The 19468-nt window shown below is 67.8% G+C and carries 19 protein-coding genes and 1 pseudogene; 11 read left to right on the top strand and 9 right to left on the bottom strand.

Annotated elements, in window-relative coordinates; genetic code table 11:
- Positions 1–215 precede the first annotated feature (215 nt).
- Both ON27_RS36645 and ON27_RS36640 read left to right on the top strand, forming a co-directional pair.
- Positions 216–1811 (top strand): phosphatase PAP2 family protein, encoded by a 1596-nt coding sequence (locus tag ON27_RS36645; protein ID WP_051047432.1) that lies wholly within the window; start codon positions 216–218, stop codon positions 1809–1811.
- Between the two features lie 71 nt (positions 1812–1882).
- Positions 1883–2317: a hypothetical protein gene (locus tag ON27_RS36640; RefSeq protein ID WP_043738193.1), complete on the top strand. Its 435-nt coding sequence runs from the start codon at positions 1883–1885 to the stop codon at positions 2315–2317.
- Between the two features lie 125 nt (positions 2318–2442).
- On the opposite strand, the gene ON27_RS40560 is transcribed toward ON27_RS36640, so the two are convergent.
- Positions 2443–2826: a DUF4328 domain-containing protein gene (locus ON27_RS40560; RefSeq protein WP_051047431.1), complete on the bottom strand. Its 384-nt coding sequence runs from the start codon at positions 2824–2826 to the stop codon at positions 2443–2445.
- Positions 2827–3387: 561 nt separating this feature from the next.
- Here ON27_RS40560 and ON27_RS36630 point away from each other — a divergent pair.
- On the top strand, positions 3388–3594 hold the full coding sequence (locus ON27_RS36630; RefSeq protein WP_043738191.1) for a DinB family protein: 207 nt from the start codon (positions 3388–3390) through the stop codon (positions 3592–3594).
- A gap of 78 nt (positions 3595–3672) precedes the next feature.
- Here ON27_RS36630 and ON27_RS42585 read toward each other — a convergent pair whose 3' ends face one another.
- Complete coding sequence (locus ON27_RS42585; RefSeq protein WP_063711446.1) at positions 3673–3963, bottom strand: hypothetical protein; 291 nt, start codon at positions 3961–3963, stop codon at positions 3673–3675.
- 314 nt (positions 3964–4277) lie between these two features.
- On the opposite strand from ON27_RS42585, the gene srmL reads away from it, so the two are divergent.
- The gene (gene srmL / locus ON27_RS36620) at positions 4278–5399 is read left to right on the top strand and encodes a PheS-related mystery ligase SrmL (RefSeq protein WP_043738189.1); all 1122 of its coding nucleotides are present in this window, start codon (positions 4278–4280) and stop codon (positions 5397–5399) included.
- Positions 5400–5560: 161 nt separating this feature from the next.
- Here the strand turns inward: srmL and ON27_RS36615 are convergent, their stop codons facing one another.
- Both ON27_RS36615 and ON27_RS36610 read right to left on the bottom strand, forming a co-directional pair.
- The gene (locus tag ON27_RS36615) at positions 5561–6352 is read right to left on the bottom strand and encodes a thioesterase family protein (protein WP_043738187.1); all 792 of its coding nucleotides are present in this window, start codon (positions 6350–6352) and stop codon (positions 5561–5563) included.
- A gap of 149 nt (positions 6353–6501) precedes the next feature.
- Positions 6502–7146 carry a dihydrofolate reductase family protein gene (locus tag ON27_RS36610; protein ID WP_043738185.1) on the bottom strand — a complete coding sequence of 215 codons (645 nt, stop codon included), beginning with the start codon at positions 7144–7146 and terminating at the stop codon, positions 6502–6504.
- Between the two features lie 596 nt (positions 7147–7742).
- Here ON27_RS36610 and ON27_RS36605 point away from each other — a divergent pair.
- Positions 7743–8660: an NADP-dependent oxidoreductase gene (locus ON27_RS36605; protein WP_043738183.1), complete on the top strand. Its 918-nt coding sequence runs from the start codon at positions 7743–7745 to the stop codon at positions 8658–8660.
- Positions 8661–8665: 5 nt separating this feature from the next.
- Here ON27_RS36605 and ON27_RS36600 read toward each other — a convergent pair whose 3' ends face one another.
- The gene (locus tag ON27_RS36600; protein ID WP_051047430.1) at positions 8666–9181 is read right to left on the bottom strand and encodes a hypothetical protein; all 516 of its coding nucleotides are present in this window, start codon (positions 9179–9181) and stop codon (positions 8666–8668) included.
- A gap of 555 nt (positions 9182–9736) precedes the next feature.
- Between ON27_RS36600 and ON27_RS36595 the strand changes: the two genes are divergently transcribed.
- The 3 genes from ON27_RS36595 to ON27_RS36585 are packed head-to-tail and all read left to right on the top strand — an operon-like array spanning position 9737 to position 13164.
- Entirely contained in the window at positions 9737–11506 is a 1770-nt protein-coding gene (locus ON27_RS36595; RefSeq protein WP_245560534.1) for a hypothetical protein, read from the top strand.
- 56 nt (positions 11507–11562) lie between these two features.
- Positions 11563–12048: a carboxymuconolactone decarboxylase family protein gene (locus tag ON27_RS36590; protein WP_043738181.1), complete on the top strand. Its 486-nt coding sequence runs from the start codon at positions 11563–11565 to the stop codon at positions 12046–12048.
- Between the two features lie 54 nt (positions 12049–12102).
- Complete coding sequence (locus ON27_RS36585) at positions 12103–13164, top strand: glycerophosphodiester phosphodiesterase family protein (protein ID WP_043738221.1); 1062 nt, start codon at positions 12103–12105, stop codon at positions 13162–13164.
- 124 nt (positions 13165–13288) lie between these two features.
- Here ON27_RS36585 and ON27_RS36580 read toward each other — a convergent pair whose 3' ends face one another.
- Positions 13289–13984: a type 1 glutamine amidotransferase domain-containing protein gene (locus tag ON27_RS36580; RefSeq protein ID WP_043738219.1), complete on the bottom strand. Its 696-nt coding sequence runs from the start codon at positions 13982–13984 to the stop codon at positions 13289–13291.
- 385 nt (positions 13985–14369) lie between these two features.
- Between ON27_RS36580 and ON27_RS36575 the strand changes: the two genes are divergently transcribed.
- Positions 14370–15053 (top strand): PAS and ANTAR domain-containing protein, encoded by a 684-nt coding sequence (locus tag ON27_RS36575; protein WP_245560533.1) that lies wholly within the window; start codon positions 14370–14372, stop codon positions 15051–15053.
- Here the strand turns inward: ON27_RS36575 and ON27_RS36570 are convergent.
- Together ON27_RS36570 and ON27_RS36565 are read right to left on the bottom strand one after the other, a co-directional pair.
- A complete protein-coding gene (locus ON27_RS36570; protein WP_043738179.1) occupies positions 15050–16459 on the bottom strand; it encodes an aldehyde dehydrogenase family protein in 1410 nt (469 codons plus the stop codon). The two genes, ON27_RS36575 and ON27_RS36570, sit on opposite strands and share 4 nt — an antisense overlap.
- Positions 16459–17550: an AMP-binding protein gene (locus ON27_RS36565; RefSeq protein WP_043738177.1), complete on the bottom strand. Its 1092-nt coding sequence runs from the start codon at positions 17548–17550 to the stop codon at positions 16459–16461. Before ON27_RS36565 ends, ON27_RS36570 begins: the two co-directional genes overlap by 1 nt.
- Before the next feature lie 165 nt (positions 17551–17715).
- Here ON27_RS36565 and ON27_RS36560 point away from each other — a divergent pair, with 165 nt between their 5' ends.
- On the top strand, positions 17716–18015 hold the full coding sequence (locus ON27_RS36560) for a hypothetical protein (RefSeq protein WP_043738176.1): 300 nt from the start codon (positions 17716–17718) through the stop codon (positions 18013–18015).
- 448 nt (positions 18016–18463) lie between these two features.
- Positions 18464–18774, top strand: a pseudogene (locus tag ON27_RS36555) (phosphoketolase family protein); the annotation flags it as partial.
- Between the two features lie 278 nt (positions 18775–19052).
- On the opposite strand, the gene ON27_RS36550 reads toward ON27_RS36555, so the two are convergent.
- On the bottom strand, positions 19053–19445 hold the full coding sequence (locus ON27_RS36550) for a cupin domain-containing protein (protein ID WP_043738172.1): 393 nt from the start codon (positions 19443–19445) through the stop codon (positions 19053–19055).
- Positions 19446–19468 lie beyond the last annotated feature (23 nt).

The raw sequence follows: 19468 nt of genomic DNA, 5'->3' as shown, positions 1-19468 counted from the left end.
GCGCGGCGAAGGCCGCTTTCGATCCCAGGATCGGCTGTGGCCTTCGGCGATGCCCGAGCACCGGCAGCAGTCGATCGTGACTTCCGGGTTTGATTGCGACGGCTCGTTACGGGAACCCGTGGACAACGAACGACATCCGGACCCGAGGTTGTTCGTCGGCCTGTCGGGGTCTTCGCCGCACGGCGGGATGTCGCACGACCGCAGGAGGTGTCGCATTGTCCGTCGACCGGCACGACGGGCTCGCCACGACGGGCGCTGACCGTCCTGGCGGGGCCGCCGATCGGAGTGAGGCCGCGGCCGCCGAACGATTCGCTGCCCGTAGTGCCGCGGCGTTGCTGGGCGTCGCGGCCGTCGGAATCGGGTTCGGTGTGCTCACAGCACTGGTCCGGGCGCGGTGGGGTCCGATACAGGCCGCGGATCAGGCGGTCACCGACAGCCTGGTCCCGGTGGTGGCGGAGAACGCGCTTTTGCGGAAGGTTCTCACCGGAATAGCCGATCTCGGCGGAACCGGCACGCTGATCCTGGTGCTCGCTGTCGGCGCGCTCTGGCTGCTGCTGCGCCGGCTACCCCAACTCGCCGTCTACGTGGCGCTCACCGGCGTGGGTGGACTGATCCTCAACCCGGTCGTCAAAGAGCTGGTCGGACGGCTACGTCCGGTGGTGGCGACTCCCGTCCACAGCGCGGGCGGGTGGAGCTTCCCCAGCGGACACGCGATGGGCTCACTGGTGTGCTACGGCGTTGTCGTGCTGGTTTTCGCACCCATCCTGCGAGCGGGCGCACGCCGCGCGCTGACCGGGTTCGCGGTCTTGATCGTGATCGCCGTCGGCCTCACCCGGATAGCCCTCGGGGTGCACTACCTCACCGACGTCCTCGCGGGCTGGCTACTCGGGTCGCTGTGGCTCGTGCTGGCCACCGTCGCGTTCCACCGATGGCGTGGCGACGCCGGAGTCGGCAACGCGGGCCCGTTACCCGGTGACGTACCGCAGGCCGACGAAGACGATCTGCGGCCGGTCCCGGTCCGGCACGAGCCCACCCTGCCCCACCCATGGCGAGGAATCGGCGAACTCGCGGTCGCGTGGGTGCTGCTCCTCGGAGGACTTCTCGGAATCGGCACGCTGGTGCGTGCCACGGAGACCGAATCGCCCGTCCTGCGATGGGATCACAGCATCGTGGCAGCGCTCGCCGAGCACCGCGACCCGATGCTCACCTCCGTCCTGAAGGGGTTCGGCGAACTCGGCAATACCGCAGCGGTCATCATCGGCGCCCTGATCGTCGCCGCTCTGGCGGTGGGCCTCTTCCGCAGCTGGCGACCGATGTTGTTCCTCGGTATCGCCCTGCTGGGTGAGATCACGCTGTTTCTCACCACCGCCGCGATCGTCGACCGCGACCGCCCTTCGGTCCCACATCTCGACCCCCACCTTCCACCCACCGCCAGCTTCCCTTCCGGGCACGTCGCTGCTTCGCTGACGCTGTACGGGGGCACCGCTGTACTCCTGTGGGCCACCGGACGAGGCCGGTACCGGCTTCTCGCCGCCGCGGCGATCCTGGTTCCCGCGCTGGTGGGCGTGCAGCGAATCTATGCCGGTGCCCACCACCCCACCGACGTCATCGGCTCGGTCCTGCTGTCTTCGGTATGGATCGCGATCGCCTGGTGGGTCATCGCACCCGTCTCTGCCTCTGGCCAACCGTCACAAGCGCAACGCCATGCTCAGGATCGTCGGACCCAGCAGCGGGCCGCTGGTCCGCGTGCCGACCGGAACGGGACCTCGGCTCCCCCGTCCGAACGGCTCGAACCTGCCGAGCCCGCCTGATCCCGGCCTTTCACACAGTCGGCACAGACATACTGCATACGTTGGTCCACCTAGCGAAAGAGTCACCGAATATGCGCACTCGCACTCGACGACTGAGCCTTTCCGCCTCGGTTCTCGCCACAACCGCACTGACCTGTGTTCTGGCGGCTCCCGAAGCTGCCGCCGCGATCACCGGAGTGAGCGTCACCGTCGGCCCTGAAGGACTTGCGGTCGGCTGCTCTTACACTGTGACCGCCACCGTCGACACCCCCGCTCCCGAAGAAGGCGAGGTCACCTTCCTCATCGCGGGCGGCTCGGTCCCCGGCAACGGCGAGCGTCTCCCCGGAGCCACCGTTTATCACCCCGAATCCGGTACGGCGACCATCACTTGGACCCCCAAATACCGTGGCCGGCAGAACCTGATCGCCCAGCAGTTCAAACCCGGCCAGTACACCAGCACCGAATACATCCCCGTCGACGTCAACGCCAACGGTGTCGACACCGGCAGTTCCTGCCTCACCGTCTGAAACAACGCCCGCCGGTACCGGTCGTCCCTCAGGGGCCAAAGGTGGTGCCGGGGCCTCGAACCGGCGATCAGGTCAGCGCGGCGCCCAGGCGGACTGCGCCCGGCCGATCCGAAACACCGTGGCCGTCAGGCAATCAAGGCTCGGTTCCGGCTCCGCACCGCCGAAGACCGGTCCACGTCACCGAGGAACATCGCCGGGAACCACAGCGATACGACAGGCACCACCCAGGACCAGATCGCCCACGGCCGGGCCAGCCGGTGGGTCCGCGCGGAGAACGCGTCGGCGTTCGCGCGGGCCCGCCACAGCCAGGCGATCAGGAGCGCCCAGGCCACCAGCATCGCCGGGAAGGAGAACAGCCACAGCGCCGCCTCGATCGGGGCCCAGGTGTCGCGCGCCGACTGATATTCGGCCTGGCCGATCGCGCCGTCGACCCGCGCCACCACCGTCCGGTAACCGATCCACCGCAGGACGACAGCCATCCACTGCATGAGGATCACCAGCGCGGCCACGACAACGAAAACCCAGCCGAGCCCTTGGACGGCTCGAAAACGCCCGGATTACAGTTGCATATCCCCGCCCTTTTTGTTCGCTCCACACCGTAGTTCACCACCGCCCGCGCCGCACGAGATTTACTGCGACGCAACAGCGTTGATGCCCGCCTCAGGAACTGAGCCGCCGCACACCTCGCCGGACGCTCCCATCCAAGCCCCGGTGTGATGGCTTGCGGCGTTGCCGGATATCGGAGCCGAGTGGTCTACGCGTACCCCTCTCCTTGGGGCGATCTCAACGACCAACCGGTGCGGATACTGTCCACGCGACCCCGAACTCGCGGACCGAGGCGATGAGCTTCAGGTCGAGATCACAGCCTGCCGTCGTGCGATGACCGAGGAAGTTTCGCGGTCCACGAGGCCACCTTGCCAGAACGGCAAGATCGCGTGCCAGATCGCGGCGCGCCCGGCGAGACTGGGCGCCTACGGACCGAACCGCCGAGGTCATCGACCCCGTCCTGCTCATTCGCCGCACCGCCTGACCCGGCGGCAGGCCCCGTCCCGATCGAGAAGGAGACCACCGTGCCCGCAACCACCCGCCGCGACACCCCGCCGCCCCAGACCGGAAGCAGCGAGACCGAGATCCTGCGCGGATTTCTCGACTACCTCCGCACCTCGATCGCCGCGAGGGTCGACGGCGCACCGGAGCCGCAGGTGCGCACAGCCGCGGTGCCGTCGGGAAGCTCCTCGAGCACCTTCCCAGCGCGCGGACGCGCGACTACCGGGTAAAGCTGCGGACCTGTCGGCTGATCAGGCCGCTCCGGCGCGGGATAGCGGCTGGTGACAGCGGCTCCAGCCCCATGCCGATCATTTGCCCGGTTCGGCATCCAATTTCGATGTCTTGTCGGATCCGGCCTGCCGACCGGCCGGCGGGTACTCGCAGTCGACCTGCGTCACGTCGATGTCGCGGGCTTCGGCGTCGTTGCTGCCGCCGTGGCGGGCTTGCACGGTGTAGACGACGGTACAGGCCCGGCCGTGACCGTCGGTGAAAGTCTTGAAGTACATCTCGTCGTCGGGCGGGGCGGACTCGCACCCGGCAGCAGCGGCAGCGACGCAGGCAAGGGCCGCCACCGACAAGACGCCGGATTTCGTTCGCATTTCGCGATGCTAGCGCGAGGTTTCGCCTGTCGCAGTCGAATTCATTCGAGAGACCAGCTGTTCGCTCACTGGGGTTGCGTGCCGGATTCGGCGCAGTCGAAGTCGTGGATCACGTTCGAGGTGCTTGCTATCGTCTGTAGTGTGGCCGTCGTACTGCGTACGCATCGATTTATCGGCCCCCGAGCCCTTCAAGGGTGCTGCCGGGGTCGAGTTTCGCCACGTTCACTGGGCTGAGTCGGCTGATTCCGGACAGCGGTATCCCAGAGGGCTCGGGGGTTTCCGTCACCCCCGCTGTTCTCGGCTAGGAGCCTGTCTTGCCTGCTCATCTTTCCGTCGACCAACTCGCCCGGGATCTGTCCATCCGCGATCTCACCGATCCCACGGCCGGTCCACACGCTGTCCAACTCGTCATCGACCGCGCCGTCGAGGCGTTGGCGCGGCGCTGGGGATGTGAGGTCCGCTGGTGGCGCGGTGAACGCATCGTCACCGTCGCGGACAACTACGACAACCTCGGCTATCGCGGCGACGATGTCACCCGTGACGCTCGCTATACCCGCTATGTCGACGACGAGCGCATGCTGCGCAGCCACTCGACCGCGTTGATTCCCGGTGCGCTGCGGGCACTGGCCGCCGCCCCGGTCGACGACGTTCTGCTGGTCTGTCCCGGAATCGTGTACCGCCGCGACAGCATCGATCGTCTGCACACCGGCACGCCCCACCAGCTCGACCTATGGCGCGTCAGTCGCCGCCGGGCCCCTATGGGCATCGCCGACCTGGACGACATGATCACCGTCCTCGTCGACGCGCTACTGCCCGGCGCACGGCACCGGTACGAGGACCGCGTGCACTCCTACACGGTGCTCGGCCGTCAGGTGGACGTCGCCCGCGACGGCGAGTGGATCGAGGTGGCCGAGTGCGGCCTGACCGATCCCCGCGTCCTGGGGCAGGCAGGGATGGACCGCTCGTACAGCGGACTCGCGCTCGGCATGGGGTTGGATCGAATGCTGATGCTGATCAAGGGCATCACCGACATCCGCGTGCTGCGCTCCGACAACCCTCCCGCGGCTGCCCAGCTCACCGATCTCACCCCCTACCGGCCCGTGTCGGCCATGCCCGCCATCCGCCGCGACCTATCGGTGGCCGTCGACCACGACGACCGGGCCGAAGATCTCGGCGACCGGGTACGCGAAGCCCTCGGGAAGGAGGCCGACTGCGTGGAAACGGTCGAGATCCTGACCCGGACACCGTGCTCGCAACTCCCCACGCAAGCCCTCCAGCGGCTCGGAGCCCGCCCCGACCAAGAGAACGTGCTGCTCGCGGTGGTCCTGCGACACCTGGATCGAACCCTCACCGACCACGAGGCCAACCTGCTGCGCGACCGCGTCTACGCCGCAGTCCATCGAGGCAGTGCCCATCAATGGGCGGCAATCAGTTGAACACCGGCAGCCGGACCGAACGCCAGGGCTGCGCCGCGCGGTTTCCGCACTGTTCTACCGGCGAGGGTTCACGACAAGCTGTTGGTACCGAGCCGTCGCCGGCCCACCAGGCCGGAGATAGCTGGAATCAGAAGCACACCTCGGCCGCAGATCTGGTTCGGTCAACGTGTGGTGACTGTCAGATCGACCGGATGATCGCCGTTGGACAGCGCGGTGACGACGCAGGTGCCCAATGCTCCGACGCGGTCGTAGAGGGTCGCGGTGCCGATCGATATGCCCTCGGCAGGCACCGCGTCCGCGGCGCGCAGGCCGAGTTCGCAGTCGACGGGCGGGCGCGACAGGGTCATCGTCACGTCGGCGTTGATGTAGCCGACGCCGCGCGAACCCCAGTGGCACACCTGGTTGGTGAAGTCGGCGACCATGGCGGCGTGCTGGAGCGGGGTCAACGGCTCTCCGGCCACCAGCGACAGTACGACCGCCACCCAGCAGATCTTGCGGTCGTCGTTCTGATGGTCGGCGCCATCGCGATTCCAGCCGCCGGAGCCGCTGCGGAACAGTGGCATGTCACCGACCTGCACGGCTCCCTCCGGCGGCGCCGGTAGCTCGTCTCCCGCGCTCCACAACTGTCCCGGCGGTACGGCGCCGGGGCTCAGGAACAGCGCGGTGGCCCGGGCGCGCACCTGATCGTTCTGCACGATCGCCGCATCGGCCACCGTGATCCGCCTGCCCCGGCGCACCGTCTCGCTGCGGATCGTGATCGGCCGGTCGAGTACCGGCCGGAACAGATCCACGGTCAACCGGGCGGGCACGAATCCGTCCGGACAGCAGGTATCCAGTTCCCGCGCCAGCAGGCCGGACACCGGCGGGCCGCCCAGATGATCGCTGTTCCACACGCTTCGTGCGATCGGTTCGGCGACCACGCCGTCCCTGTGACGGTGGAAGAAGCCGATCACCGAACCACCTCCGAGAATGCGATTCTCATACTAGCCGAGCAATGCCGCCGAGATCGGGGCGACGCGGTCGCCCGACATCCACGACACCGCACGAGCACCGGCGATCCGAGCGTTCTCGATGCGTCTGCCCGACAGTGGATTCGGAAAGTTCACTTCCGCCAGAAGAAGTGGTGCACCACCCCGCTCGGGCTCGGAATCCGCTCGAGATGGAAACGGTCCACGAGTTCGTCGGGACTCGTCCACAACCTTTCCCCGCGACCGATCTCGGCCGGCGCGACGGCGATGTGCAGCGTGTCGATCAGATCGGCGGCGAGGAACTCCCGGACCGTGGCGACACCGCCGCCGATCCGCACGTCCTTGCCCTCGGCGGCCTCGAACGCCTGCGCCAGCGCGTCCTTCGCGGACGCGTTGACGAAGTGGAACGTGGTGTCTCCCACCGTGATCGAGGGCCGCTCGTAATGGGTGAGGACGAACACCGGGGTATGGAACGGCGGTTCGTCTCCCCACCATCCCTGCCAGTCGTAGTTCTCCCACGGTCCACGCTGCGGGCCGAATTTGTTCCGGCCCATGATCTCGGCGCCGATGTTGTTGGTGAAGTCGCGAGTGCAGTAGTCGTCGAGGCCGTAGGTGCCCCCGGGTTCGGTCCGGTTGGGCCAGTGCGCGGTGGCCCCCGCCCAGAAGAACAGCGCACTCGGATCGGCGTGGCCGAACGGGCGGTCGAGGCTTTGCTCCTCCCCGGAGCCGTATCCATCGCTGGACACAGTGAAGTTCTGGACGCGGACCAACTGTGGCATCGGAACCCTTTCTGGTTGCAATGTGCAATCAGTTAGGAACCTACCCAGACCGATCTCAGGATGCAACCGGTTGGCCGCGGCAGGCCCCAGCGAAGATCAATTGCACCGTCCGAGCACAGATCAGGATCACGACTTTTCTCGCGCGTTCAATCACCCTGCACCGGAACAGATCAAGCGGACCGACGCCTCTCGGCGCAGCGCCGACCAGCGCCATCACGTCGAAATCAGCCGTCAACGCAACCCCGAGTTGCGATTTCGAATCGCGACACCAGGTCTTTCTTGAACCTCACTCCGGGGGAGCGAGAGTAACGTCGGGCGAACCTCGACTTCACGGTCGGGGAACGTTTCACAGTCACTGCGGCTCCGGCCCTGCACCGGGGCCGCAGTGCTGGAACCTCTCGCCTCGCCACGACAACCTTGCGGTCGGTCGACCCGGCTTGTCGCACTCCTCGCCGTCAGCGTGCACCGTCCGCGCGGGAGCGCCGCTCCCCCGGCAGTGACCAACGCACTTCGAGGTGCGTACTTCCCGCTGGAGAGTTACCCGCTGATAGTGATCAGGGATAACGAACGAACACCAGCCACGAGGAGACCGAACCATGAGCCAGTCCACCTTCCGCGCCGCCGTCGTCCGCACCCCGGGCGGTCCCGGCTCGATCGAGATCGTCGAGGTTCCCCTCGCCGAGCCCGGACCGGGCGAGGTCCGAGTCGAGATCGCCGCCGCGCCGGTCAATCCCGTCGACCTCGCGGTCGCCGACGGCGTCTTCCACGGCATGGGTTTGATCGATCAGCCCGAGCGGACGGGCTTGGGCTGGGACTTCGCCGGCACCGTCGTCGCCGCAGGTCCCGGCGTCGACGTGCAGGTCGGCGTCCGGGTGGCCGGGCTGGTTGCCGGCTTCGACCGTGATTTCGGCACGTACGCCGAGCAACTCGTGGTGGCGGCCGCCGATCTCGCCGTCGTGCCCGACGGCCTGGATCTGATTCCGGCGTCGACGGTGCCGCTCAATGGCCTGACCGCGGCTCAGATCCTCGACTTGCTCGGCGACGCCCCCCGTGACGGCAACCGATTGCTGGTAACCGGGGTAGCCGGCGCGGTCGGCGGATACGTCGCCGCGCTCGCACCCGGCCGCGGCTGGCAGGTGACCGGTCTGGCCAGGGCCGAAGACGAGCAGTTCGTCCGCGGTCTCGGCGCCGGTTTCACCACGCACCCCGAGCCGGGCTGGGACGCGGTCGCCGACGGAGCCGCGCTCCAGGAGCGGGGTCTCGCGCTGGTCCGCGACGGCGGGACGTTCGTCGGCGTCCGGCCGAACGCCGGACCCGCCGCCGAGCGCGGGATCACCGTGCACGCCGTAGCCGTCCACCCGGACGGCCCGCGACTGGCCGAGCTGCTCGGCCGCACCGCGTCCGGCGAACTGCCCGCCCGAGTGCACGCGGTCCTACCGCTGGACCAGGTCGCCGACGCCCATCGAGCGGTGGCGAAGGGCGGGGTACGCGGCCGCTTCGTGCTCCGGCCCTGACCGGTTCACCCTCGCGCCGAGCTCGGATGGGGAAGTCCGGTCGAGTGATTCGCGGCTAGCCGAGCGCATCGGCGAAGCATTCCGTGTAGCCGATGACGAGCACACGCTGCTCCGAGATGGGTGGCGAGTTCCGGCCATCCAGTGGCATCCGCGGCTCCGTAGAGGTGAACGAGATCGGTGACGACGGCACGCGCCTGGTGCGTGGTCGGTGCGGTCGGACGGTCGAAGGCGAGCAGTGCCGCACCGATCCCGATGTGGCGGTAGCCGTGCGTCGCCATCCGCCGCACGACCGCGTGGTTCTGGAACACGTCCCAGTCGCCGGTGAAGTAGCCGTTCGGAATCCCCGCGATCGCGAGGTCGTCCTCGGCTACCGGAACGCGCTGGACCAGCACCACGTCATCGAGTGCACGGTCCGGGTATCGATTCACTTCGACCAGCGCCGCTACCTCCCTCGCACCCCCGATGCGCGTTCCGCCCAGCGCATTCCACGGAATGTGGTGTGCGCGATCCTCGATTGCCACGGCGATGTGGGCGGTGCGCGCGTTGTCGATGCGATGCCTCGCGACCGATCATCCGCGTCGTCCCCGTCGTCCTCGAACCGGATCCGGTCGTCCTCGGCGGCGTGCATGCTGGTGTAGAGACACTGGTCGACGTCATCGAGCGTGCACAAGATACGCGCGAGGTCATGCGCGCGACGTAGCTCGTCGAGAACGGCGACCAGTTCCGAGAACGACTCGACTCCCTCGAGGCGCGCAACCGGTGTCGGTATTCAAGCGACCCCGCACGATCGTCCCGGGGACTTGGAATCGTGTCACTCGTATGCTGCTGATCCTCCGCGCCGACCGTTCTGAGCGGCGAGTCGGACGCGCATCGGGCTCGGTGAACCGGAGGGCGGCCCCCGATCTCGTCACCGCGACTCCACCGAGACTCCACAACTGATGTCGCCCGGAATTGGGAGGTTTCGTAAGCCCCTGAGGCGGCGTTGACAGTCGGTGAGAGCCACCTTAGGTTTCATCGCGCCGGTGCGGAAAGTCTCGGCGATACAACTGTTCCGCTGTCGTGACGAGGGGTCGTCGATGTCGACACAATCATTGGCGAACCATGGTCGGTTCCGCAGACCTCGTGCGGGTGCTCTTCGGTTCCTGACATGCGGCACGCTGGCCACCGCTCTGGTCGTCGCGGCCGCCGCGCCGAGCGCGACAGCGCAACCGAACGGCCCGGAGCGTACCGAGACCGCCGTGGTCTCCTCCTCGCCGATCACGTCGGTGGCGGAATCCGTGGTGACCGTGCGTATTCCCCTACCGGACGCGGTCGGGCCGCATCCAGCTGCTTGTGACCAGCTGTCGTATCTCCGCTACCGAGACGTCGCGGGCCCGGCGCGCTCGGCGGACGCCGACGCCGTTCTGGTGGCGCAGCCGGGGATCTTCGAGGGGGCGGGCGCGTTCGACAGTGTCGCTCGCAATACCGTCGCCGCGGCGGCGAGACAGGGCAGGCATCTCGAGTTCTGGGCGCTGGACCGCCGCTCCAACTGCCTGGAGGACCATCTCGGCAGACAGGCGGGTTTGGCGGCGAACGACGTGCACCTCGCCGTGGACTACTACTATCGCGGCGCACAGATCGGCGGCCGCCGTTTCGGCGGCATGGTGCCGAACGACCAACTGGGCTGGCTCGGCCATATCGGTGTCGCGCAAACGGTTCAGGACCAATACGATCTGCTCACCGCCGAGCTGCCGGACCCGGAAGCCCGGAAGCGAAAGGTGCTGTGCGGCGGTCACTCCCTCGGCGGCGTGATCACCGGATTCTTCGCCGAGTGGGATTTCGGCGGCGCCGCGGGCGCCGATCAGTGCGCAGGCTACTTCGCCCTCGACTCCTCGATCGACACCTCGCTGTCCGCGCTCAACGGCATCCCCGACCTGCTCGACCTGTCCGTCGGCGGCATCGGCTCGGCAGGCGCCGAGGCCGCGCTCGCGGCCGGTGTGCTGCCACGCGTGCTGGCATTGCCCGCGGTGATCAACCCGGAGACGATGAACCTGCTCGGGATCGCCGGGCTGGCCGCCTATCTCGCGCCCGACGCCGAATCCGACCTGGCGCGGTACGTGCCCGGCAGTCTCAACCAGGAAGCCACCTATCGAGTCCTGCTGTCGCGGGATGTGGCCGCCGCCGCGACCGGCGCGCCGTCGGTGCGTGATTTCCGGATCACCAACGCGGCCGCGCTCGGGGCGTTCCTCGACGCCAACTCCCAGCCGCTGGCGCTGCTGCAAGCCGGATTCGGATTCTTCGACGGCGGGACGGTAGCGGACAAGGACTTCCCGGTTCCCGGCGATGTCGCCGCGATTCCGGCGCTGCGCGGGCTCACCGGCATGCTGTTCGGTCCGGATCGCAAAGCGATCCCGGACCAGCCGCACGGCCCGCTCTACACCTGGCGCGACTACGACGAAACAGCCGCGGCCGCTTCGGATCGGCACGGCGCACCGTTCACCGACGCGATCCACGAAGTCACCGATATCGCCGACCTCTCGCGCAGCCTGGCAGCGCAACCGCTGGACTTCACCGAGTGGTACTTCCCGACGAAACTCTCGCTGGATGTCTTCCAGTCGCAAGCGCCCGAGATCACGCGGCACCGGACCCATCCCGGCGGCATATTCGCTCATCCGACCATCAACCTGATCGGCGGTGCCGGAGTCGTCCTCGCGACCGGGTGGCGTGGTCACGGCGAGACCGTGACCGCCCCGGGATACCACCACCTCGACGTGCTCACCGCCGCGGCGAGACAACCCGGCGGACGACCGGAGATCATCTCCACCAATCTGGCCCGATTCGCCCTCGAACGCGTCGACGAACCCTGACACGGGGGCACGATATAGTAAGAGAGATTTACACTCATTCTCTCAGGAGCTATTCGATGCGTCCTCGGCTCGACTACCGCCGCAACCCGATGTTCCAGGCCTTCCTTCCCGCCATGGAGGCGGCGCACCGCATGATCGTCGAGTCCTCGCTGGACGCGACAGTCCAGGAACTGGTGCGCATCCGGGTGAGCCAGATCAACGGCTGCTCGTTCTGCGTCGGGTTGCACACCCGCGATGCCATGGCCGCCGGCGAAGATCCGCAGCGGCTGCACCTGCTGGCCGCCTGGCGCGAAGCCCCGCTGTACACCGATGCCGAGCGGGCCGCGCTGGAACTGGCCGAAACCGCTACGCGGATCGCCGACGGCGGACACGTGGGCGACGACATCTGGGAGCGCGCGGGCGCCCATTACGACGAGCAGCAGCTCGCCGCACTGGCCGCGTTGATCGCGGCGATGAACGCCTTCAACCGCATCAACGCGATGGTGCGCCAGCCGGCCTTTCGATGGGCGGCCGCGCGTCCCGAACAGCTGAACCGCGACTGATCCAGTTCACCGTGTCTTCACCCGGAAGTGGCCGGGCAGCGGAAGGATGACAGCGTGCGGAAACTTCGGGTAGCGGGTGCGGTGCTGGGGCTTGCGGCCGGAGTCCTGGCGGCCCATCCGGTGTCGGCCGGTGGTCCGCTCGCGTTCGATCTGCAAGCTCATCGGGGCGGACTGGGGTTGGTCGCGGAGAATACGCTGCCCGCGTTCGCGAACGCGTTGGAACTCGGCGTGCGAACGCTGGAGCTGGACGTGCAGATCACCGCCGACGGATACGCGGTGGTCACTCACGATCGCGATCCGAGTCCGGCGAAGTGCACCGATACGGCGCCCGCCGTCCCCGGCGATCCGAAGTTCCCCTACGTACCGGGGAACACCTACATCCGGGATCTGACCCTGGCCCAGGTGCAGACGATCGATTGCGGTTCGGTGCCCTCCGCCGATCACCCCGAGCAGCGCAGGGCGCCGGGAGCGCGAATGCCGTTGCTGGCGGAAGTGTTCGACCTGGTGCGCGCGTACCACGCCGATCAGGTGATGCTGAACATCGAGACCAAGGTGGAAGCCGCCGCCCCGGAACAGACCGCGCCGCGCGAGCAGTTCGTGGACGTCGTGGTGGCGGAGATCCGCCGGGCGGGAATGGAGCGGCAGGTCACCGTGCAGAGCTTCGACTTCGGCACGCTCATGCTGCTTCGGCGGGTGGCACCCGATCTTCCGATCGTCGCGTTGACCGATGGTCAGCCGAAGTTGCGAGCCGGAGAGCCCGGTGACTCGCCGTGGCTCGGTGGAATGGATATCGACGACTTCCCGGGATCGCCGCAGGAGCAGTACGTCGCGGCGGCGGCGTCCCTCGGCGCCGCCGCGGTGTCGCCGGTACACGGCACTCCCGAGAACGGCGCCATCGGCTCCCCCGGCTATCAGCCGTTCACCACGGTCGAACTCGTTCGCGCCGCACACCGCCACGGCATGCGCGTGGTGCCCTGGACGGTCGACGATCGTCCCACCATGACCGCCCTGCTCGACATCGGCGTGGACGGCCTGATCACCAACCGGCCCGACGTGTTGCGAACCCTCTTGTCCGAGCGCGGGTACCAGCTGCCGCGGCAGTATCACCGTCCCTGAAGCAGGTCGTACCGCCGCTTCGCCAGAAGCAGGCACGGTGTTCCGGCATTCCGAGCGGAGCGATTCCCTCGACCGTCACCCGCCGAACCCGCAGCGGATGAAGACAGCCACGCGCGGGCCGTTGTCAGCCGAGCGTTCTCAGTAGTTCGTCCGCCACACCCGCCGAGGACGCCGGGTTCTGGCCGGTGATCAGATTCCGGTCCACCACCACGTTCGGATTCCACGGATCGCCCTCGCGGAAGTCGGCCCCGATGGCGACGAGCCGATCCTGCAACAACCAGGCGGCCTTCTCCGCGAAGCCCGCCTGGCTCTCCTCGGCATTGGTGAAGCCGGTCAGGGTGTAGCCCGCGAAGCTGTTGACTCCGTCGGCTCCAGTGGCGGCGAGCAGAGCCGCGGGCGCGTGGCACACCACCGCCAGCGGCTTGCCCGAGGACAGGGCGGCGGTGAGCAGCCGACCGGAGTCGGCGTCGACCGCCAGGTCTTCCATCGGCCCGTGTCCGCCCGGGTAGAACACCGCCGCGTAGTCGGCGAGGTCCACTTCCGCCAGGTCGACGGGGTTGTTCAGTTCGGTGCTCGTGCGGATCACCTGCGCGCGATGGTCGGCGATGTCCTGACCGCCGTTGGCGTCGGGTGCGAGACTGCTGTCGTCCACACTCGGCACGACACCACCGGGGGTGGCCACCACGATCTCGTGGCCCGCGCCCTTCAGTTTCTCGTAGGGCACCACGAATTCTTCGGCCCAGAAGCCGGTCGGGTGCTTGCTTCCGTCCGCCAGAGTCCAGTGGTCGGCTCCGGTCATCACAAAAAGGATCTTCGCCATCGTCTGCTGTTCCCATCGTCCGGAACCCGGTGAACCGGGTTCGGTCATCGAGTCCTGTCGCGCCGGTCGGAGTGCTGCCGCAATGAACCCGCATGCCGCGTTCCCCAGCGCCCACACTGTCGACGCTAGCCTCGCGGGTCCATCGGAGACCAATAGGATGACCGATTTCAGATATCGGGATGCCGATGGATCAACACGACGTGGATGTGACGTCGGCCGCGCCACTCCCAGCCGCTGAACCCCGGTACAGGACCATGCGCGTTTCACTTTTGCCGCGTGTGCGGCGACGCGCCGAACTCTGCTCGCCGCCGATCCGGGAGTTGCGGGCCACACAAGGAGGCCCTCCCCGCCTGACCTGCGCTTGCATCAGGGCCATACTGGACCGGTGACAGAGATAGGTCAGTGCGAGCAGGAGACTGCGCGCAAGATGCTCGGCGGTTGCCCCGACATCGGTAGCTTTCGCTTCTGGTTCGCCGACCAGCGGTGGGAATGGTCCGACGACGCCGCCGCGATCTACGGGTACGCGCCGGGGGAGGTCGAACCTTCCACCGAACTTCTGCAAAGCCACCAGCACCCCGACGACCGAAAGCGGGTCGCCGCCGCGCTGGCCGACGCCACCGCGACCGGTACGCCGTTCTGCAGCCGGCACCGGATCACGGATACCGAAGGCGAGACGCACGACCTCATCGTCATCGGCGACCAGTTGTTCGATGAGCAGGGCAACGTGGTCGGCTCCAACGGCTACTTCCTCGACGTCACCGACACCCTCGAGGGCAATCTCCAGGAAGCCCTCGACGACATGCTGCCGGACGTGATCGACGCCCGCGCCGTGATCGAGCAGGCCAAAGGGATCATGATGTTCGTGTACGGCGTCAACGCCGATCAGGCGTTCCGGGTGCTGCGCTGGCGCTCACAGGAAACCAACATCAAGATTCGCACACTGGCCGAGCAGCTCGTCGCCGACGTCGTCGCGATGGGCGGTGCGCTGGCTCAGCAGCGCACCCGCTTCGACCATCTCCTGCTGACCATCCACCAGCGCGTGACGCCCGGTGAGCCCGTCGTGGACTAGCGACTACGCGCGACCGGTCCGCTCGCCGTAGCCGTCGAGCGGATCATCGCCTTGGTACGCATCAGGAACTCACCGAGATAGCTGTCGTGCGGAATCCCGGGGCGCAACCAAGTGGTCGGATTGTCGCCGAGATACAGATTCGTGATCGTCGGCTCGTCCAGCAATGCGTCGATGAGCTCGCGCCGCTCGGTCATCGCGGTGAGAACCAGCGAATCGCGCAGCGGGGCGACGCCGTCGGCGGCTGCCCACGGCCCCACCCACACGCAGGGGAAAGCCAGTTCCACACCGAGCTGCGGCGCGGTGCTGCTGCCCACGAGGTGCACCGCGGGACGCAGCACCGCCGCGCCGGGCGACACCTCGTCCACGATGGTGTCCCCGCCGAGCAACGGGCGCGCCTCTCCTGCCACCCGATGCAGGTAGCGGTCCATCGCCGCCGCGGATTCGGTGGGCTGCACGGTGAGGATCGCGTCCGGGTGCTCGGGCGGCAGACTGGGGATCGCGCCCAACTCCGCGGCGAGCGCCACCGCCAGCGGTTCCGGGTCGCCCTCGACCAGCACCGCGGTGGTGCAGGTGCACGCCGTGCCGCCCAGATGACTCACCGACTCGGCGATCAACGGCACCTTCTCCCGCCAGTCCACGTCCGAGGTCACGAGGATCTTCGAGCGTCCCGGCCCTTGGGTGAGCACGCGCGCGCTGCCGCCGTACTTGTCGACCACCTCCTGTCCGCCGTAGACGATCGCGAAATCCGACTCCGCGACCAGCACGTCGGCGGCCTCGTAGTCGGTCGGCAGCAAAGTGACCAGTTCCGGCGGCAAGCCCGCCATGCGCAGAGCGCCGACCAGACGGGAAGCGGTGAACGGTTCCCGCGTCGACGGCCGCACCGCCACCTTGTATCCGAGGGCCAGTGCCTCGGGCCACAAACCGTGCACGGCGGGGGTGTTCCCGGCCGCGTGCACGGCGAACAGGTCGCCTTTGCGCGTCCAGACGGCGCAACCCTCCAGCGTGCGCTGGTCCTGCCAATCCGACACCGCGCCCTTCGGCATCGCCGAATCGAGAGTTGCGCGCTGTTCGCGCAGCACCTCGGCCACCCACTGCACCGACTGGCGCACAACGGCCAGCGGCACACCCGATGCGACGCACACCAGACGTGCGTATTCGTCGGGTCCGAGCCCATCGATCTCGGCGTCGGTGAACAGCTCGGCCGCCCGCTCGAGCACCGCCAACCGCTCGGCGGCGGGCAGCACGGGCGCTTTGCGCATGGCGGTGAGCGCCCGTCGCACGTACAGCGGCGGCACCTGGGAGATTTCGCCGATCACAGTGCCGGACAGAGTCGTCAGCGGTTTGCGATCGCGCGCGCGATAGCTGCCCTGCGGACCGAGTGCGTCGATGTGCACGAACTCGCCCATCAGTAGACCCCCTCGATCACTTCGGCGCCGCCGAAGGACGACATCGGCGCGACATCGGCGACCGAGCAGCCGAAGCCATCCTTCGGCGACTCGACCTTCATGGCCAGATCTCGCTCCGGATTGTTCGGCAGCAGAGCGTATTTCGTGAGGTGGTGCATCACGACCTGCCCGCGCTCGCCGTACCCGACGTCTGCGCCGGTCTGCGGGTCCACCACCTCGAACGCCAGGTAGGGGCTCGGCGGGTCGAAGACCGGCAGTCCGTCGCAGCGTTCCTCGTCGCGTTCGCGGGACATGCCGAGGATGGTGGTGCTGCCGTAGAGCCCTTTGAGCGGGATGCCGGGGAAGATCTCCTGCCGGAAGATCTCGCGGGTGTCGGCGTCCATGTGCGCGCCGCTCCAGCAGATGAACTTGATCTTCCGGCGGATCTGCTCCACCAGATCGTCGCGGCGCGCGATGCGCTCCAGCAGCGGCGGCGTGGTGATGAGGATGCCGACCGACTGGGTGGTGAGGATCTGGGCGACCTGGTCGACGACATGCTCGGCGTAGCGTTCGGTGTTCTCGGTGTCGCCGCGCGCGATCATCCGCTTGATCCAGCGCGGGTCGAGATCGATGGTGAACCGCACGCCGTGTTGCCTGCGCGCCCGGCGTTCGGCGAACTCCCCGAACATGTGCGGGCCGCTCGGCGCCACGGCCAGGGTGTTCACCGTGCCGAGTCCGGCGTAATGGTGTTCGTCCCAGCCGAGCGCGAACTCCATCCAGCGGTCGAACATGACGAAACGCTTCGGCGCACCGGTGGTGCCGCCGCTCTCGTAGATGCCCGCGATGACGCGGTCGGCACCCGCCAGTCCGCGCGGAATCAGGTCCTCGACCGCGACGGTGCGGAACTCGTCGATGACGTTGGGGAAGCGGCGCAGATCCGCGAACGTCCGGATGTCGGCGACCGGGTCGAAATCCAGCGTCCGTGCCCGGCGCAGCCAGTACGGGCTACCCGTCTCCTCGCTGAAATGCCAGGCCAGCACAGCGCGCAGGTACTCCTGCGGGTCGATAATGGCGTACTCGTGCGTGGCGAGGTCCAGGATTACGGGGCGCATGCGCGGCCTCCAGTGATGTGCCCCGAAGTGGGGTATGCAGCTCGAACGCCGCAATCTTCTCCCGCTACACCCGACGACGAAGGTTGTGGGACGGGGTTCGATCCGCCGATAGGACACGTTTATGGAGCGGATTCGCTACATGTTTCGTCCCATATATCGCTGTCGATGTTCGACCCCGACTTCGCCCGCGCCTTCGTCGACGGCCGGATGTACGGGGGCTTCTCGCACGCCGACGCGCTGAGGCGGACCCGCGTGCCGATCCTGCTGCTGCACGCCCGCTGGCTGCGGCTCGAGCGGTACGGGTTGGTCGGCGCGTTGGATGACGACGATGTGGCCCGCGTGGTCGAGCTGGCGCCACAGACGCAGGTGCTGTCCTTCCCCCGCGTGAACCACGTGGTACACCGCTATGAACGCGCCGGGTTCGTCCGGGCGATTCACGAGTTCGCCGTGCACTGTTCGCGCTGACCGGGCTACGCAGGCCAAGGAGAAGGGCGATCTTGCGCTCGGCGATCTACCGGGGCGGTGGACAGGCCAGCGGCAGCAAGTCGGTTGCATGCCGCGACCTCGATCGGCGACGGCGGGCATCCGGTAGACGAGGTGCAGTCGGAGTGGTCGCTCACCGCGGCCGCGCGCAGCGTGTCGGCGATCAGGTGGTGGTAATGGTCGCTTGCCGCCAGACCAAGACGTGGTGGCACAACTCCCGGCTTCTCTGGGAGGTCACGGTAGCTCTACCCCGGCGCACCCAGTCACACTGCGGCCCGACAATCCTACTGGCGGCAGTTCGCACGGATTCCCGCCGAGGGCTCCGAGCCCGTTTGGGCCATCGACCGGTCTGACCGGGATCCGCCCATCCGCGCACCCCGGACTCTGCGCGCGGTGCGCTGGGGATGACGAGTTCTGCGCCGAGATCAGCCTCATCTTCGCCTTCCAGGGCTACCCGTGGCTCATCCACCGGCTCCCAACCACAGCGGGCTGCATGTGCGCGGCTACGAGGAGGAGGGCACCACCACGACGCCGTTCGACATGGTGATGCTCAACGACCTGGACCGCTATCACCTGGTCATGGACGTGATCGACCGAGTGCCGCGGCTGCGCGAGCGGGCGGCCGGGCTGCGGCAGGAGATGGTCGACACCCGCTGGCGCGCACGCGCCTGGACCCGTGAGCACGGCGAAGACATTCCCGCCGTGGCGAACTGGATCTGGCCCGCAGCCGACCTTCCATGACAGCGAAGAAGGTCGCCTTCCTGGCCATGGACCTCGAGTTCCACGGCCGCCCCCGATGGGCAACGCGGTTCCTCGACACCTACCTGAGCTGTGCCGACGATCCTGCCCCGCATCGCCGCGCCACCACTACATTGCATCGGCCGAAGCGGTGCGGCGGGGGCCGACCGCGGTCGAGCGCTGAGTCGGGCTCGCCGTACTATCGCCGAATTGCGTGCAAGGCGGGCCATGCGGTCCGGAGAGGTCGGCTGGCCTCACCGAATGATCGCATCGTGTCCGTATCAGTCGAGTGCGTGTCCCGTGGTGGTGGTGATGTGTTCGGGCAGTTGTTCATGGTGGTCGCCGGTGTTGGGAGTGCCGGTGGGTTCGAACAAGAGTATGGATGCGCCGCTGGTGGAGGACGGTTTGTGCTCGACACCGCGGGGGACGACGAAGAGGGAACCTTTGGGCAGGATCACGGTGCGCTCCTCGCGCTCGTCGCGCAGGGCAATTCGGAGTTCTCCGTCGAGGACGAGGAAGAATTCGTCGGTGTCGTCGTGACGGTGCCAGGCGAACTCGCCGGCCACTTTGGCGATGCGGACGTCGTAATCGTTGACCCTGGCGGCGATCCGCGGGGCCCACAGGTCATCGAATGCCGCCAGCGCGGCGTCCAGGTCGACTGGTTCATTGCTCACCGTCCCATCGTCAGTGGTGCGCC

The organism is Nocardia asiatica NBRC 100129 (assembly GCF_000308415.1).
Lineage (GTDB): Bacteria > Actinomycetota > Actinomycetes > Mycobacteriales > Mycobacteriaceae > Nocardia > Nocardia asiatica.
This window is presented reverse-complemented; position numbering and strand designations above follow the sequence as displayed.